Origin of the sequence: Gordonia lacunae, from assembly GCF_002149015.1 — a bacterium.
Classification (GTDB): Bacteria; Actinomycetota; Actinomycetes; order Mycobacteriales; family Mycobacteriaceae; genus Gordonia; species Gordonia lacunae.
This window is the reverse complement of record NZ_NGFO01000013.1, coordinates 107,436-123,435: the sequence shown is the minus strand read 5'-3', so window position 1 is coordinate 123,435 and position 16,000 is coordinate 107,436. Positions and strand designations below refer to the sequence as shown.

General features: G+C 69.6%; 17 protein-coding genes. 7 read left to right on the top strand and 10 right to left on the bottom strand.

Annotated elements, in window-relative coordinates; all coding sequences use genetic code 11:
• Positions 1-91 precede the first annotated feature (91 nt).
• The 3 genes from CA982_RS13095 to CA982_RS13085 form a co-directional block, all read right to left on the bottom strand.
• On the bottom strand, positions 92-1,591 hold the full coding sequence (locus CA982_RS13095) for an aldehyde dehydrogenase (RefSeq protein ID WP_086535745.1): 1,500 nt from the start codon (positions 1,589-1,591) through the stop codon (positions 92-94).
• Between the two features lie 128 nt (positions 1,592-1,719).
• Positions 1,720-2,355, bottom strand: a complete 636-nt coding sequence (locus CA982_RS13090) for an LON peptidase substrate-binding domain-containing protein (protein ID WP_208617938.1) — start codon at positions 2,353-2,355, stop codon at positions 1,720-1,722.
• Positions 2,356-2,409: 54 nt separating this feature from the next.
• Positions 2,410-2,718: an antibiotic biosynthesis monooxygenase family protein gene (locus CA982_RS13085; protein WP_086535743.1), complete on the bottom strand. Its 309-nt coding sequence runs from the start codon at positions 2,716-2,718 to the stop codon at positions 2,410-2,412.
• Positions 2,719-2,815: 97 nt separating this feature from the next.
• On the opposite strand from CA982_RS13085, the gene CA982_RS13080 reads away from it, so the two are divergent.
• Positions 2,816-3,637, top strand: a complete 822-nt coding sequence (locus CA982_RS13080) for an alpha/beta fold hydrolase (RefSeq protein WP_086535778.1) — start codon at positions 2,816-2,818, stop codon at positions 3,635-3,637.
• A 69-nt stretch (positions 3,638-3,706) separates the two neighbouring features.
• Here the strand turns inward: CA982_RS13080 and CA982_RS13075 are convergent, their stop codons facing one another.
• Positions 3,707-4,678, bottom strand: coding sequence for a hypothetical protein (locus CA982_RS13075; protein WP_086535777.1), 972 nt, complete (start codon positions 4,676-4,678; stop codon positions 3,707-3,709).
• 167 nt (positions 4,679-4,845) lie between these two features.
• On the bottom strand, positions 4,846-5,739 hold the full coding sequence (locus tag CA982_RS13070) for an HhH-GPD family protein (protein WP_086535742.1): 894 nt from the start codon (positions 5,737-5,739) through the stop codon (positions 4,846-4,848).
• Between CA982_RS13070 and CA982_RS13065 the strand changes: the two genes are divergently transcribed.
• Together CA982_RS13065 and CA982_RS13060 are read left to right on the top strand one after the other, a co-directional pair.
• Positions 5,738-6,391 carry a carbonic anhydrase gene (locus tag CA982_RS13065; protein ID WP_086535741.1) on the top strand — a complete coding sequence of 218 codons (654 nt, stop codon included), beginning with the start codon at positions 5,738-5,740 and terminating at the stop codon, positions 6,389-6,391. The genes CA982_RS13070 and CA982_RS13065 overlap by 2 nt on opposite strands.
• A gap of 143 nt (positions 6,392-6,534) precedes the next feature.
• The gene (locus tag CA982_RS13060) at positions 6,535-7,314 is read left to right on the top strand and encodes a hypothetical protein (protein WP_086535776.1); all 780 of its coding nucleotides are present in this window, start codon (positions 6,535-6,537) and stop codon (positions 7,312-7,314) included.
• A 26-nt stretch (positions 7,315-7,340) separates the two neighbouring features.
• On the opposite strand, the gene disA is transcribed toward CA982_RS13060, so the two are convergent.
• Positions 7,341-8,426, bottom strand: coding sequence for a DNA integrity scanning diadenylate cyclase DisA (gene disA, locus CA982_RS13055; RefSeq protein ID WP_064569491.1), 1,086 nt, complete (start codon positions 8,424-8,426; stop codon positions 7,341-7,343).
• A gap of 86 nt (positions 8,427-8,512) precedes the next feature.
• Here disA and CA982_RS13050 point away from each other — a divergent pair, with 86 nt between their 5' ends.
• Complete coding sequence (locus CA982_RS13050) at positions 8,513-9,061, top strand: PaaI family thioesterase (RefSeq protein WP_086535740.1); 549 nt, start codon at positions 8,513-8,515, stop codon at positions 9,059-9,061.
• Between the two features lie 12 nt (positions 9,062-9,073).
• Here CA982_RS13050 and radA read toward each other — a convergent pair whose 3' ends face one another.
• Complete coding sequence (radA, locus tag CA982_RS13045) at positions 9,074-10,453, bottom strand: DNA repair protein RadA (RefSeq protein ID WP_086535739.1); 1,380 nt, start codon at positions 10,451-10,453, stop codon at positions 9,074-9,076.
• Positions 10,454-10,540: 87 nt separating this feature from the next.
• Positions 10,541-11,212 carry a hypothetical protein gene (locus CA982_RS13040; RefSeq protein ID WP_086535738.1) on the bottom strand — a complete coding sequence of 224 codons (672 nt, stop codon included), beginning with the start codon at positions 11,210-11,212 and terminating at the stop codon, positions 10,541-10,543.
• Positions 11,213-11,658: 446 nt separating this feature from the next.
• Here CA982_RS13040 and CA982_RS13035 point away from each other — a divergent pair, with 446 nt between their 5' ends.
• The 3 genes from CA982_RS13035 to ispF are packed head-to-tail and all read left to right on the top strand — an operon-like array spanning position 11,659 to position 13,334.
• Positions 11,659-12,147, top strand: a complete 489-nt coding sequence (locus CA982_RS13035) for a CarD family transcriptional regulator (RefSeq protein WP_004020903.1) — start codon at positions 11,659-11,661, stop codon at positions 12,145-12,147.
• Positions 12,148-12,177: 30 nt separating this feature from the next.
• Positions 12,178-12,867, top strand: coding sequence for a 2-C-methyl-D-erythritol 4-phosphate cytidylyltransferase (gene ispD / locus CA982_RS13030; RefSeq protein WP_086535737.1), 690 nt, complete (start codon positions 12,178-12,180; stop codon positions 12,865-12,867).
• Positions 12,867-13,334, top strand: a complete 468-nt coding sequence (gene ispF, locus CA982_RS13025) for a 2-C-methyl-D-erythritol 2,4-cyclodiphosphate synthase (protein WP_086535736.1) — start codon at positions 12,867-12,869, stop codon at positions 13,332-13,334. Before ispD ends, ispF begins: the two co-directional genes overlap by 1 nt.
• Here ispF and CA982_RS13020 read toward each other — a convergent pair.
• The gene (locus CA982_RS13020; RefSeq protein WP_086535775.1) at positions 13,331-14,563 is read right to left on the bottom strand and encodes a nucleotide disphospho-sugar-binding domain-containing protein; all 1,233 of its coding nucleotides are present in this window, start codon (positions 14,561-14,563) and stop codon (positions 13,331-13,333) included. The two genes, ispF and CA982_RS13020, sit on opposite strands and share 4 nt — an antisense overlap.
• A complete protein-coding gene (locus tag CA982_RS13015) occupies positions 14,560-15,915 on the bottom strand; it encodes a non-ribosomal peptide synthetase (RefSeq protein ID WP_086535735.1) in 1,356 nt (451 codons plus the stop codon). The genes CA982_RS13020 and CA982_RS13015 overlap by 4 nt, the downstream gene beginning before the upstream one ends.
• Positions 15,916-16,000: the final 85 nt, after the last annotated feature.

Genomic DNA, 16,000 nt, shown 5'->3' with positions numbered 1-16,000 from the left:
CACGAGACAAGAACCGGGGCCGGACGCGCATGTCGTCCGGCCCCGGCTCCCCCCTGTGAGAGGCTGGGAGGTCTGGTGGTGTCCCGCGCGGTTAGCCGGCGGACACCTCGTATCCCATCGGCAGCATCGTCGACTTGTGCTCGAGGAAGGACTCGAGGCCTTCGCGACCGTTCTCGCGACCGATGCCCGAGTTCTTGTAGCCGCCGAACGGCGACTCGGGATCGATGGCGTACCAGTTGATCCCGAAGGTTCCGGTGCGGATCTTGGTGGAGATCTCGATGCCGCGCTCGACGTCGTTCGTCCACACCGTGCCGGCGAGTCCGTAGCTCGAGTCGTTGGCGATGGCGATGGCCTCGTCGACGTCGTCGTAGGCGATGACCGACAGCACGGGCCCGAAGATCTCCTCCTGCGCGATGGCCATGTCGTTGGTGACGCCGGTGAAGATCGTCGGGGTGAGGAAGTAACCGGAGTCGAGTCCGGCCGGCCGCTCGCTCTCCAGAACGGCGGTGGCGCCGGCCTTCTTGCCGAGCTCGACGTACTCCTCGACCTTGTTCCGCTGGTTCTCGGTGATCAGGGGACCGAGCTGGGCCTCCGGATCGGACGGCAACCCGACCTTCATCGCCTTGGCGGCCTCGACCATCGCGGCGACGATCTCGTCCTGCCGGCTGCGCGGCACCAGGATTCGCGTCTGGGCGACGCACGCCTGCCCGGTGTTGAACAGGCCGAGGAAGGTCAGCATGAAGGCGTTCGCGGCGAGGTCGACGTCGTCGAGGACGATGGCGGCCGACTTGCCGCCGAGCTCGAGCGAACACCGCTTGAGGGTCTGCGCGCAGGCCGCGCCGATCGCCTTCCCGGCTGCGGTCGAACCGGTGAAGGTGATCTTGTCGACGTCGGGGTGCGCGACGAGCGCCTGTCCCGTCTCGGTACCACCGGTGACCACCGAGATCGCCTCGGCGGGAACGCCGGCCTCGATGAACAGCTGGGCGACGTAGTTGCCGGTCATCGGGGTCTCGGGTGCGGGCTTGAGCACCACCGAGCACCCGGCCGCGAGCGCGGCGCCCATCTTGTTGCATGTGATGAACAGCGGGACGTTCCAGGCGCAGATGGCGCCGACCACGCCGACCGGTTCGCGGGTGATCCGGGTCGTGCCGAACAGTCCGGTCCGGTATTCCTCCCACTGGTAGTCGCGGGCGGCATTCGCGTAGGCGCGCAGGACGCCGGTACCGGGGAGCTGCTGGAGGGTGCTGATCGCGCTCGGCGGTGCGCCCATCTCGGCGGAGACCAGCGCGGTGATCTCGTCTCCGCGCTCGTCGATCAGGTCCGCGACCCTGGCGATGATGTCGGCGCGCTGCGCGGGCGGCGTCGAACTCCAGACCCCGGAGTCGAAGGCCGCGCGTGCGGTGCGCACCGCGGTGTCGACGTCCGTCGCGTCGGCGAGCGGTACGGAACCGACCCGTTCGCCGGTGGCGGGGGAGTGGACCTCGAGGGTCTCGGTCGAATGCGGATCGACCCACCGGCCGCCGATGAGCAACTGGGGTTGGTCGCCCCCGCCGGTGAGTGTGGCGGGTTGGGACTCCACGGTCTCGGTCATTACGCGTGTGCTCCTCAGAGGACGGGGCCCTGCCCGGTGCGAGCGGCCGGCAGCCGCCGACGGACAGGTGTGAACTACGGCACACGCAATACTAGAACACGTTCTAACTCTGATGCCAGGGGTGGTCGTCAGGAACTGCCGAAGGCCACTCTGGCCTCCATTCCCTGCATCACGTCCTCGAGGATCTCGAGCTGCTCGGCCGGATCGTCGGCTTCGAGAATCCGTTGCTGGTCATGCGGCTGTCCCGCGGTCCGCGCCGCCCACCGGTGCACGGGCGAGAGGTCCGCGGCCCGGGGGTCGGCATCGATGAGGGCGTACGCCGCGAGGATCGGCTCCGGGTCCTCGCCGGCGGCGGTGAACTTCTGCCGGGTCAACTCGCGGAGTCGTTCGTCGAGAGTCCGCAGACGGGCGAGGTCGGAGTTGCTCGGCGTCTGTTCGGGCAACACCGTGACCCGGGCGCGGGGATACGGGTCGTCGGGCAGCCATTCGACGACGCGGAACCGTCGGCGTCCGATCGCGGTCAGCGACGCACGACCGTCGGGCAGCCGGCCCGTGATCTCGGCGTGCGCCAACGTGCCGACCTCGCATCGTGTCTCGCCGCCGCCGACCTCGGAACCACGTTCGATCAGCACCACGCCGAACCGGATCGTCGGCGGGTCGGTGGCCGTGTCGGCGTGGTCGTCCAGCATCTGCCGATAGCGCGGTTCGAAGATGCGCAGGGGCAGTTCCGCGCCCGGCACCAGCGCGGTGCCGAGCGGGAACACCGGCGCGACGAGGACATCGCCGGCCGCCGGGTCGGCGGTCAGGATGCGCTCGTCTCAGGCTCTGGGGCGCGCGTCGAGCACGACCTCGAACTCGAGCAGATCGGCGCCCGAGGCGACCGGCTTGGCGCGCTCGCCGGAGTGCGCCTCGCGGGCCGGCCCCGCCGACCAGGCCTGGAAATCCTCCTCCGACTCCCACTCGGTGACGACGAAGTAGCGATCGTCGCCCTTGACGGGGCGGAGCAGCTGGAATCCGAGGAAACCCTTGGACCCGTCCACCGAGTGGGCGCGATTGGCGAATCGCTTCTCCAGTTCGGGGCCCGCACCCTCGGGGACGGAGATGGCATTGATCTTCACAACAGACATGCGTCCACCATAGGCGCTGCGCACGGGCGGTCGGAGCGAACGCCGACACATGCTCCGGTCGTCGGTGTCACTACGCCTCTGCGACTACAGTTCTGGCATGTTCGACGGTGAGGTTCCGCAGGAGACCGGACTCCGCGATCACGGCGGCCCCGACCTCGCCGACGACGCGCACGGTCCGTCGGGTCGCCCGGCCGCGCCCATCGTGTTGCTCCACGGACTGATGGGGCGCGGCCGTACGTGGCGGCGCCAGATCCCCTGGCTGCGCCGGTACGGCCGGGTGTTCACCTTCGACGCCGCCTTCCACACCGGGGCCGATGCCGAGGATCCCTGCGACGACCGCGAACTCGCGACCGAACGGTTCGTCGCCGACCTCGCCGAGGTCCTCACCTGGATCGACCGCGGGCCGGCGGTCCTCATCGGGCATTCGATGGGAGCCCTCCACGCCTGGTGCACGGCGGCGGAGTACCCGGAACTGGTCGCCGCGCTGGTGGTGGAGGACATGGCCCCCGACTTCCGCGGGCGGTCCACGACGAACTGGACCCCGTGGTTCGAGTCCTGGCCGGAGCGGTTCGCGTCCGAGTCCGAGGCCGCGGCGATGTTCGGGCCGGTGGCCGGCCGCTATTTCTTCGAGGCATTCGACAGCGGACGCCTGCACGGCCGGATTCCGTTGTGGGCCGCGATCGCCGAGGAATGGGGCCGGCGCGACTTCTGGATCCAGTGGCGTTCGGTCCGCGTTCCGACGTTGCTGATCGAGGCCGAGTACGGGGTCACCCCACCCGGGCAGATGCGGACGATGTGCGCGGAGAATGACCACGCCACGTTCATCCGCGTGCCGGACGCCGGGCACCTGGTCCACGACGACGCGCCGCACGTGTACCGCGGTGCGGTGGAGGCATTCCTCTCCGGACTCGACCTCTGACGCTGGCGCACAACGACATCGGGGCGCACACGACGAATCGTGTGCGCCCCGAGTCGGGTTGGGATTCGGTCAGGCGGGATCGGCGGGCGCGATGGGTGCGCCGGTGAGCCGACGCCAGCAGTGCACGAGGAACAGCTGGGCGACCGGAGCCGCGACGATCAGGCCGACGTAGCAGACGAGCACACCGACGAGGTTGATGGCGTAGGTGACCAGCAGGGTCAGGATCGAGTCGCCGACCTTCGACTTGGTCAGCTCGAAGGATGCCTTCATCGCGTTGACGGGGGACAGGCTCTTGTCGATGGTCGCGACGACCGAGAACATCAGGAAGAACATCGCGATGATGCCGGGGATGATGCACAGCACGTAACCGATCCCCGTGATGAGTCCGACCAGGATCGCGGTGCCGATGACCGGCCCGAACCGGATCGGGGTGAGGAACGACTTCGCCGTCACCGGTTCGCCGTTCGCGACGCGAACCGCACCGGAGATGATGCTGGCCTGGATGTAGAGGAGGCCAAGGATGAATACGAGATAGACCAAGCCGAAGAGAATCGATCCGCCAACGCCCAGCGATGTCTCGGTATAGGTGAATCCGTATTCGTCGGTGGTCGTCTCGGTGGTGCCGAACAGCGCAGCTGCTGAGAATCCAACCGCGATGAGCGCGGCGCCCAGCAAGAACACCGCGAGTCCGGGCAGGATCATCGCGCCGACGTTGTTCTTGAACTTGCCGAAGGCCCACGAGAACGCGGTGCCCACGTCGATCTTGCCCGTGTCCCCTGGTGCGCCGTAGGGGTCGGGGGCGCCGGGGTAGGCCCCGGCGTCGCCGTACTGCGGGCCACCGGGAGGCGGCGGCGGGGGCGCCTGGCCGTACTGGGGTTGCTGCGGCGGCTGCTGGCCGTACGGCGGCTGCTGGGGAGGCTGCTGCCCGTACTGGGGCGGCGGCGGTGGCTGCTGCCCGTACTGCGGCGGCTGCTGGCCGGGGAAGCCGCCCGGCTGCTGCGGGTCCGGTGGCGGGACAGGGGGATACGGCGGCTGACTCATGGACCGGGACATTAGCAACGATCCGCCCCCGGCGGGAGACTATCTCTGAACGATCAAACGACTGGTCAATGATCGTGGCACGAATTATGGGTTCCCGGAGGCGGGTTCGCGGACCCGGACCGGCACAGTCGTCCCAGAATCGTCGACCGCGTGTCGCCGGGCCGGTGTCATGCCTCGCCTGCCAGGCAGTACCGGCCGTTCGCGGTGATCTCGACCAGTCCGTCCACGAGCAGTGAGTCCAGGGCGCGGTCGCGCTGGGCGGTGTCCGAGGTCCACACGACGTCGAGGGCGGCGCGATCGACCGAATCGTTCGAGTTGCGAAGGACGTCCAGGAGCAGTCCGCGTACCTGACGGTCGGTGCCGGCGAACTTCTGCACCCGGCGCGGTGGCCCGGCATGGGCCGGCCGGCCGAGCCCGACCCAGGTGCAATCGACGAGAGGGCAGTTGTCGCACTTGGGGTTCCGAGCGGTACACACGAGTGCGCCGAGCTCCATCAGTGCCGCCGAGAAGCGCGGGGCCGATGCGGCGTAGGAGCCGTCGTCGGAGCGCGGGAGCAGGGCCTCGGCGTCGGCGATGTCCCGCCGCGACGGGTTCGCCGGCTGCTCGCGGCCGTGAACCGCGCGGACGATGACCCGCCGGACGTTGGTGTCCACGACCGGCACGGTCTGGCCGTAGGCGAAGCAGGCGACCGCCCGCGCCGTGTAATCCCCGATCCCGGGCAGGGTCAGCATCGTCTCGACGTCGTCGGGTACGCGATCGTCGTGCTCGGCGGCCAGCACCTTTGCGCACTCGTGGAGGCGAAGCGCGCGGCGTGGGTAGCCGAGCTTGCCCCACGCGCGCAGCACCTCGCCGGCCGGTTCGGCGGCCATCGCCGAGGGAACCGGCCAGCGCCGAACCCACTCCTGCCACGGTCCGACGACCCTCGACACCGGCGTCTGCTGCAACATGATCTCGCTGATGAGGATCTGCCAGCCGGTGCAGGACGGATCGCGCCACGGGAGATCTCGTTCATGGGTATCGAACCAACCGAGCAGACGGCCCGGTGGCACACTATTGGGCATGACCGCAAACACACCACGGGAGGCGTGGCGCATCCTGCGCGACGGAAACGACCGATTTGTGACGGGTGAATCTCAGCATCCCAGCCAGGGTATCGAGGACCGCGCGCGACTCGCCGGGGGTCAACACCCCCACGTCGTGCTCTTCGGTTGCGCCGACTCGCGGCTCTCCGCCGAGATCATCTTCGACCAGGGACTCGGCGACATGTTCGTCGTCCGCACGGCCGGCCACGTGATCGACTCCGCGGTCCTGGGCTCGCTCGAGTACGCCGTCGAGGTGCTGCAGGTCCCGCTCATCGTCATCCTCGGACACGACAGCTGCGGAGCGGTCAAGGCGACCCTCGACGCGCTCGACGACCTCCAGATCCCCGGCGGATACATTCGCGACGTCGTGGAGCGCGTCACCCCGAGCATCCTCGCCGGTCGCAGTGAGGGCCTGACCCGCGTCGACGAGTTCGAGGCCCGCCACGTGGTGGAGACCGGCCAGCTGCTCATGCAGCGCAGCCGCATCATCGCCGACCGGATCAGCACCGGCCGCCTGGCGATCGTGGGCCTGACCTACCAGCTCAACGAGGGACAGGTCAACGTCCAGGGGGTCTATGGCGACATCGGTGAGCGTCCCTCGCCCACCGCCGTGACCGCCGAATCCGCCTGACGCGCCGAGCGCCCGGGGCCTCGTCAGGGGCCGGCAAACCTGAAGGCGAACTCTAGACTTTGCCTGCTCCGGGCCGCTTTTCGGGTGCGACACGCCGCACGTGATCAGCCGGAAGTCAAGACCCGGCCGTTAGCGTGGTGGGCGTGATCGAACCCCAGGGCCCGCTGCCACCCGAGATCTACTGGCGACGCCGCGCCGTCGCCGTGGGTGGTGCGCTGGTCATGGTCGGTCTGGTCGTCGCACTGATCGTCTGGATGACGTCGGGGAGCGGAGATCCCCAGAACACCGCTGCTGCCGCGAGCGTGTCGTCGAGTTCGTCGGCGTCGTCGACGACGTCGGCACCACCCGCTTCGGAACCGCAGGCCGGTGGCGCGTCGGGCGAGCCGGACGCCGGTGGTGGGGCGGGCGGGGGTGCCGACGGTTCGGGCGCACCCGCCGGGCCGCCCGCGGGTGCGTCGAGTCCCGCCGAATCGGCAAGCCCCGCAGGGGTACCCGGAGGGGCCGGCGGTCCCGCCCTCTGTCCGGATCAGGCGATCTCGGTGGTCCTGTACACCGACAAGCCGACCTACACGATCGGACAGAACCCGGTGTTCACCATCGTGACCACCAATGCGGGACTGTCCGAGTGCACCCGCGACGTCGGCAAGGCCGTCCAGAACGTCATCGTGCGGACCCTCGACGGCACCCGCACGCTGTGGTCGGCGCGCGACTGCTCGCCGCTGAACACGGTGAACAACGTCGTGCTCAAGCCCGCGCAGCAGGTCAAGGACACCATCACCTGGTCGGGAACCACGAGCAGCCCCGGCTGTGAGCGTCCGCGGACCCAGGTGCCCGCCGGTTCGTACTCGGCGATCGGCAAGATCGGTGAGCGTGAGTCGTTCCCGATCACGTTCAACATGGTCGCGCCGGCGCAGGAGCCCTGAGCGAGGCCGGGACCACGAGACCGGGACTAGTCGTAGCGTTCGATGCTGGTCTCCGCCAGCCGGGACAGACCTTCGCGGATGTGGCGGGCCCAGATGCTGCCGATTCCCTCGACCGCCTGCAGGTCGGCCGACGAACTCGCGAGCAGTGCCTGCAGTGTGCCGAAGCTGCGCACGAGCCGGTCGACATGCGCGAACTGCAGCCGTGAGATCCGGGCGAGCAGCCGGTAACCGCGAGGACTCATCGCGGTGTCCTGGGCTTCGATGGTGGTCGGGTACCCGAAGGCGCCGGCCAGCAGAGTCAGATCGAGAAGGTCTGCGTCGCTGAGGTTCTCGACGACCTCGAGCGCCTGGCGGACATCTTCGGCGGTGGCCGGTTCCGGGCTGGCGTAGTAGTCGCGGACGAGGAGTTCGCGCATGGTGTCGTTGTCGCTGATCAGTTCCTCGAGCTGCAGGCTGACCTGGCGGCCGTTGACGCCGAGTTCGAGGACGTACTCCTCGATCTCCACCGACACCCGACGGACCATCTCCATGCGCTGGGCGGTCGACATGGCGTCGCGCAGCAGCACATAGTCTTCGATCTCCGCGCGCGAGAGCGCCGAGATCACCTCGTCGAGCCGGGCCTTGTACCGCTCGAGCGTGGCCAGGGCGACGTTCGCGCGGGACAGGATCGGGTCCGGGCTCTCGACGACGCGCCGGGCGCCGTCGACGTAGACGCTCACGATGGACATCGACGCGCTCACCGAGATCACCGGATGTCCGGTCTGGATGGCGGTCCGCTCGGCCGCCCGGTGGCGGGTACCGGACTCCTCGGTGGGTATCGAGGGGTCGGGGACCAGCTGGACGTTGGCGCGGACGATGCGCTTGCCGTCGGTCGAGAGCACCACCGCGCCGTCCATCTTGGCCAGCTCACGCAGTCTCGTCGGCGCGAATTCGACGTCGAGGTGGAAACCGCCGTCGCAGATCTTCTCCACGTCGGAGTCGTGGCCCAGCACGATCAGGGCGCCGGTGCCGCCGCGGAGGATGCGCTCGAGACCGTCACGGAGCCCGGTGCCGGGCGCGACGCGCGCCACCGTCTCACGCGTCAGCTCGGATCTCACGACTTCGGCGACCATGTCTCCCCTTCTCCGCGACCGGTCTTCGCGACCGGGCCAGATGCCCCGCGACATCGGCCGTTGCGATGTGACTAGGGTACCGGGGTGTGAAGAGCAGCAGTTTTGTGGTGCCCGACGAGCTGGACGAGGTGGAACGCCACCCCAAGGCGGCGAAGGCGGGTGAACCCGTGCGGATGCACAACCCCACGTGCTTCGGCTGCGGGCCGGATTCGCCGCAGGGACTGCACCTGGTGGTCCACGCCGGTGAGGGATTCACCGTCGACGCGTCGATGGAGGTCGAGACGCGGATGGAGGGCGGCCCCGGCGTCATCCACGGCGGCATCCTGAGCACCGCCTTCGACGAGGTGATGGGGACCATCCCGCTCCTGATCGGGCCGTCGGGGGTGACGGTGCATCTGGAGGTGGACTACATCCGCCCGATCCCGGTGGGCTCGACGCTGCGGTTCCACGGCAACCTGCTGGGGCGCCAGCGGCGGAAGATCTTCACCGAGGCGATCGCCCACCTCGGCGACCCGGACAAGCCGGTGGCCAGCGCGCATGCGATCTTCGTGACGATCGACGTGCGCAAGCATTTCGCGGAGCACGTCGACAAGAGCGCCCGGGCCGAGGAGTACAAACGGCGGATGTATCCGTAGGGACGCAGCCGGTCAGAAGGGGGCGTCCACCGGGTTCGCGGTGCGGAGACCGACGGCGTCCCCGATGTTCGCGACGCGCAGGATCCGGATGCCCTTCGGCAGTTCCTCGTCCGTGGCGGCGGGGATGATGGCCTCCCGGAAGCCGAGTCGCTTCGCCTCGGCGAGCCGGCGGGCGACCGCCGAGACGCGTCGGACCTCGCCGCCGAGCCCGACTTCGCCGATGACGACCGTCGACTGCGGGATGGGTTGGTTCTTCACCGTCGAGTAGACGGCGAGAGCGATGGCGAGATCGGCGGCCGGCTCGGTCACGCGCATGCCGCCCACGGTGGACAGATAGACCTCGCTCTTCGCGATCTGCTTCAGGCCCCCGCGTGCCTGCAGGACGGCCAGGACCATCGATACCCGGTTCATGTCCAGGCCGGACACCGCGCGCCGCGGGATGTTCATCTCGGTGCCGTTCGCCAGCGCCTGGACCTCCCCGACGAGGGCGCGCTTGCCGTCCATCGTCACCAGCGTGGCGCTGCCGCTCACGTCTGAATCCCGTTGGTGCAGAAAGATTCCCGACGGGTCGGGTACCTGATGGATGCCGTCGTCGCGCTGTTCGAAACACCCCACCTCGTCGGCGGCGCCGAATCGGTTCTTGACGCCGCGGACCATCCGCAGCGTCGAGTGCCGGTCACCCTCGAAGGCGAGTACGACATCGACGAGGTGCTCGAGGGACCGCGGCCCGGCGACCGCGCCCTCCTTGGTGACGTGACCGACCAGGATGACCGCGACCCCGCGGTTCTTGGCGAGCGAGACCAGGGCGGTGGTGACGGCGCGGATCTGGGTGACGCCGCCGGTCACGCCGTCGGCCCCGGACGCGACGAGGGTCTGCACCGAGTCGACGATCATGAGGGAGGGTGCCACCGAGTCGACGTGGCCCAGGATGGTCGCGAGATCGGTCTCCGCGGCCAGGTAGACGTTCGGATGCACCGCGCCGGTGCGCTCGGCGCGCATGCGGACCTGCCCGGCCGACTCCTCGCCGGTGATGTAGAGCGCGGTGCGGTCCTGTGCCGCCCAGTGTTTGACGGCCTCGAGCAGCAGCGTGGACTTGCCGACGCCGGGCTCGCCGGCCAGGAGGATGACCGAACCCGGCACGACGCCGCGTCCGAGTACCCGGTCGAGCTCGCCGATGCCGGTCGGGATCGCAGCCGATGTCTGGGCGTCGACCTCGGTGATGCGCAACGCCGGACTCGACGGCGCCACCGCCGCTGTCGAGCGCGACGACGTCGCCACGTCGGTGACCTCACCGACCGTGCCCCACTCGCCGCAGTCCGGGCAGCGGCCCACCCATTTGGGTACCTGATGGCCGCAGCCGGTGCAGCGGAACGAGGACTTGGTCTTGGCCACCCGGTCAGCCTAGGTGCCGGTCCCGACAAGACGAACGAGGCCCGGCGATGATCGCCGGACCTCGTCGTGACGTGGGATCGTGCGGGGTCAGTGGCCGCCCTCGCCGTTGCCCTCGCCGTCGGCGCCGTGTTCGCCGGTGCCCTCTTCGGCGTGGCCCTCGTCGCCGTGACCCTGGTTGTAGAACGTCGGCTCGGCGTTGCGCGCCACGTCCTGGCGTTCGAGCTTCGCGCCGCCGTCGACCGGGGTGTCGACGGTGGTCTCACCGGCATCGACCCAGCGGCCGTCGGCCTCGCGCTTCTCGAAGGCGAAGGTCAGTTCGGTGGTCAGACCGGCCGCGACGGTGTCGCCCGTGTTGTCCAGCTTCACGCTGAGGCGCTTCTCGAACTCGGGGTTGGCGCCCACCGGGGTGCCGCCGCGGAGTGCGCCGTTGGGCGGGATGACCCGGTCGTCGGCCTCGGCACCCTCGACGAAGGTCACCTGGCCCTCTTCCGGCCGGATCTCCTTGAGGCGGTAGTAGACCAGGGGATCGGAGTTGGCGACCACGAACGCGAGCTCGAACGGTCCGCCGTCGCCGAAGACGGTCGATGCGTCGTCCTCGGGGTACAGGATCTGCACGTCCCGGAGCTCGAGCTGGTCGACGTTGACGTTCGCGCCGTTCACCGCGGGGAGCTGATTGGCGGTCTGCGAGATCTGACCCGCACCGCACCCGGTGGTGCCCAGGGCGACGGCGATGCCGATCGCAGCAACCGCGGTCACCATGCGAGATGGCCGAACCGCCGACCGCCGCGCGGAAAGTGAAAGCACTGACACCCGATCCTCCCAGGTCAAACGAAGCCGACATGCAGCGCGCGAAACCCTGCACTACGCAGCGTAGTGGGCGTGGTGCGGAAAAGTCCGGCCGGGTACCCGATTGGTCTGGCGGTCGCGTGTCGCGGGGCGTCGCGGGCGGTCGGCCGCGGCGTCTCCCGGGGGTCGCCGGGCGGTCCCGCAGTGGCCGCCGCGCGGGGCGGCGACGGGTCGCCGGCGGCATGCCGCGAACGTCGTCCGGTGGGGCCTCCAGTGGGGTAGCCCACCCTCACCGCGCACCCCTCGCGACCTCGGAAGAGCCTGTCATGAAACGCGTTCACCGCGTTGACCTGCACCGTTGGGTGGGTGCCTCGGAACGCCCGTGCTAGACTGGCTCTACTCGAAAGGGGCAAGGAACATTGAATTTCAAAGTTGGCGACACCGTCGTTTACCCCCATCACGGTGCTGCTCGGGTCGAAGACATCGTGACCCGGACCATCAAGGGTGAGCAGATCGAATACCTTGTTCTCAAGGTTGCCGACGGTGACATGACCGTTCAGATTCCCTCGACGAAGCTCGAGTACGTGGGTGTTCGCGACGTGGTCGGCCAGGAGGGTCTCGACCAGGTCTTCCAGGTCCTGCGGGCGCCGCACACCGAGGAGCCGACCAACTGGGCGCGCCGGTTCAAGGCGAACCAGGAGAAGCTGATCTCGGGCGACATCATCAAGGTCGCCGAGATCGTGCGCGACCTCTGGCGTCGCGAGCAGGATCGTGGGCTGTCGGCCGGCGAGAAGCGGATGCTGACCCGCGCCCGTCGCGTTCTGGTCGACGAGCTGTCGCTCGCCCAGAACACCGACGACGAGAAGGCCACCAGCATGCTGGACGAGGTCCTCGCCGCCGCTTCCTGATCACCGGTCGCCACTGGTTCTGGACTCTCAGTGACCACCACGCCGGAGCGATCCGGCGCAAATGTCTGTGTCATCATCCCGGCCGCCGGGTCGGGTACCCGGCTCGGCGAGCCGGTCCCCAAGGCGTTCGTCGACCTCTGCGGCCGCACGATCATCGAGCGGTGCGTCGACAACATCCCGGCATCGCTGGGCGCGTCGGTCGTCGTCGTGGTGCCCGTCGATCTCGTCGACCGGGCACGCACGCTGCTTCCCGACGTCATCGTCGTCGCCGGTGGTGCCCATCGGTCCGATTCGGTGCGCGCCGGGATCTCTGCCGCCGGCGACGCCGGCATCCTGCTCGTGCATGACGCCGCCCGACCGCTCACACCCGCGCGCGTCTTCACCGACGTGGTCGACGCGGTTCGCTCCGGGCATCCGGCCGTGGTCCCCGCGATTCCCGTGGTCGACACCCTCAAGCAGGTCGTCGCAGTCCCGGGCGGCCTCGAGCGCGTGACCCGGACCGTCGATCGCGACGAGTTGCGCGCCGTGCAGACGCCGCAGGGTTTCACCCGCGAGGCTCTCCGGCGTGCTCATGAAGACGCCTCCGGTCTCGCCACCGACGACGCCGGTCTCGCCGAGAGATGCGGGATCGACGTCCACCTCGTCCCCGGAGACCCACTTGCCATGAAGATCACCACACCCTGGGACCTGCGCATCGTGCGAGATGTGGTGGGCCGGTGATGCGGGTCGGCATCGGAACCGACGCCCATCGGGTCGACTCGTCCGCCCAGTGCTGGATGGTCGGCCTGCTCTTCCCCGACGAACCCGGATGCGAAGGGCACTCCGACGGAGACGTCGGCGCTCACGCGCTCTGCGACGCAGTGCTCTCGGCCGCCGGTCTCGGCGACGTGGGTTCGGTGTTCGGGACCGGTCGTCCGGAGTGGGAGGGTGTCTCGGGTGTGCAGATGCTCGCGCATGTACGCACCCTCGTCGAGGCGGAGGGGCTGCGTGTCGTGAATGCGGCCGTCCAGGTCGTGGGCAATCGGCCCAAGATCGGACCGCGCCGCGCCGAGGCGCAACAGGTGCTCTCCGACGCCCTCGGCGGCCCGGTCTCGGTGTCGGCGACGACCACCGACGGGCTGGGCATGACCGGCCGCGGTGAGGGCATCGCCGCGGTGGCGACCGCCTTGCTGGACGCCGCGGGCTAACCCGCGGCGGTCAGCAGGATGTCGCAGGCCCGGTCGACCGCCGCGGCCGGCGGGGTCAGGCGGACGGCCAGCCGTGCGGCGCCCGCCGCGATCGCGGGATCGGTGAGCGGGTCGAGATCGTCCGGGCCGAAGCGGGCGAGACGATTGCCCGCGCCGGCGTTCGCTCGGCGCAGGGCGGCCGCCCACATCGGCTGGTCGGCGCTCAACCAGGCGATGACCGACGGGATCCCCGCACGAGCCGCAGCCGCGGTGGTGCCGGCACCGCCATGATGGACCGCGCCGCGGCACTGCGGCAGCAGGACTTCGTGGTCGACGGGGTTGCTGATGTGCAGAAGTCGATCATCATGTGGCAGAGCGTGTTCGGTGTGTCCGACGACCCGGAGGCCGCGAGCGAGCAGGGTCGCCACGATGCCGGCGATCTGCTCGTCGCCGATCTTCATGCTGCCGAAACCGACGTAGACCGGCGGCTCGCCGTCGGCGATCCAGTCCAGTGCGGCCGTCGTGTCGTCGGAGCCGGCCGACATCGCGTTCCGGGTCGCGGTGTCGGGCAACAGGAAACCGACCAGCGGGCGCTGCGCACCCCATTCCTCGGCGAGGCCCGGGAAGAACGCGGCGTCGTAGGCCTGGATCTCGGGTACACCGCGCGCTCGAAGCCGACGTCCGAGTGGGCCGTTCGCCGGCGGCAGGCCGAGCTCGGTGCGGAGGCGCCGGTCGGCTCCGCGCACCGTCAGCCAGTACGTGCGGTCGGCGAGGGTCCACATGGCCCGGGAGACGGGCCGGGGATAGTGCCTATAGCGGACGTCGAGACTTCCGTTGGGGCGCAACGGACAGTAGTGCAACGGTACGAACGGGATTCCGCGACTCCGGGAGATGGCCTCCCCACGGTCCTGGGCGAGTGGGGCGGTGACCAGCAGATCCGAGGTGTCGGCGAGTTCGGCCATCACCCGCTCGGATGTCGCGCGGCCGTGTTCGGCCACGTCGCCGAGTGCCCGCAGGCGCACGCGCGGATTCTTCGACTTCAGACGCTCTTTCACCAGCGGACTGGCCAGGAGTTCGGCGGTGGAGGGGGCCAGGAGCCGGGTCGGCAGACCCGACGCAGCGGTCATGTCGACCAGGTCCTCCGGCACGGCGAGCCGTACCTCGTGACCGCGTCGGGCGAGCTCGGCTCCGAGGGCGATGGCCGGCTGGATGTCCCCGCGGCTGCCGTGCACCGCGAAGGCGAACCTCATGCGCCCCATAGCTTTCCGGAGATCCCCCAGGCGGTGAGCTCGTCGTCGACGAGGGTCCGCAGACATGCGGCGTCGGGTATACGGACGGGATCGAGTGAACTGACGCTGAACATCACGTGGTCGTCGTTGATCGCGAGCCAGCCGCTGATGCCGCCCTTGCGATCCCGTAGCCGAGCCGGGTCGCCGGTGGCGGTGATGGCCCGGATCGACAGCTCCCCGGGTGTCCCGGTGCCGAGGGTTGCGAATTCGTCGGGCGCCTGGCCGACGTTCGACGCCAGACACAGCGGCGTGGTCACGTTCGAGGCGAGGCGCCGCGTGATCGACCGGCTCAGCGCCTGCAGCACGACCGCTCGCTGCGCGACGGCGCCCGAGTTCGCGGCCAGTCTCCCGTAGGCGTCCTTGCAGGCGGTGCGCACCGCCGTGAGGTCCTCGTAGCGATGCGGGTCGACCTCCACGAAAGCCGTTGCGCCCGAACTGGCATTCGCGCGCCGGTCGTCGAGCGTCCGGGACGAGACGGGCAGCGACACCGGGACCACGTCACCGGGCGAGACGCGTCCGCTGCGTTCCAGGACGCCGACCATCAGCGCGGCGAACAGGCTGTTGTCGGTGCCGCCCCGTGACGTCGCCGCAGCGGTGTAGTCCGCCTGGGGGATCAGGACCGTGACATTCGGCGCGGTCTCGGCGTCGGAGACGTCGGTGCCGGGTGTCGGCCGGCCGGTCACCCGCACCGGCGACGCCGGCGGGGTGGACCGACTCGCGCGCCAGATCCGCACCGCGGTCCGGCCGGCGGTCCACAGCAGATCGGCGGCATCCCGGACGTCGGAGATCAGGCCGGGTTCGGCGCCCGGGACATAGTCCAGGCCGTGGATGGCCTCGATGACCGCCACCGCTCCGGTCCCGCCGTCGGCGATGACATGGGAGATGATCAGCGAGACCAGGACGGAATCGTCGGCCGCGGCCCGCGCGACGACGAGCCGCCAGGCCGGACCGTTCTCGAAGTCGAGCGGGGCGTCGGCCTGGGCGCGTCCCCATGACCCTTCCTCGCCGGCCGGCACCGGATCGTGCTGAACCTCGACCGCGCCTGCCTCCGGGGTGTAGCGCCAGTACGCGCGGCCGGGCCCTCGGTGACGCGCGACGAGCCTGCTCAGGCGTCCGTGGCGGAGTTTCTGTCCCAGCGCGGTGATGGTGTCGACGTAGACCGTGGCCGGGAAACGCCACAGTGTCTGATTCACCACGGGGAGACCGAGGACGACATCCATCCGGACGAAGAGGTCGTCGTCGGCCGTCAGCCGGTCGACGATGGGGTCCGGCGACGACTGGTCGTCGTGGCGGACCAGGGATGCGAAGTTCATGTCTGCCCTGCCGTTGATGGATGCACGCCGTCCGTTGATGTACGCGGGCGTCTACTCGAGGTCTGTTCCAGCGTCCGGGCCATGC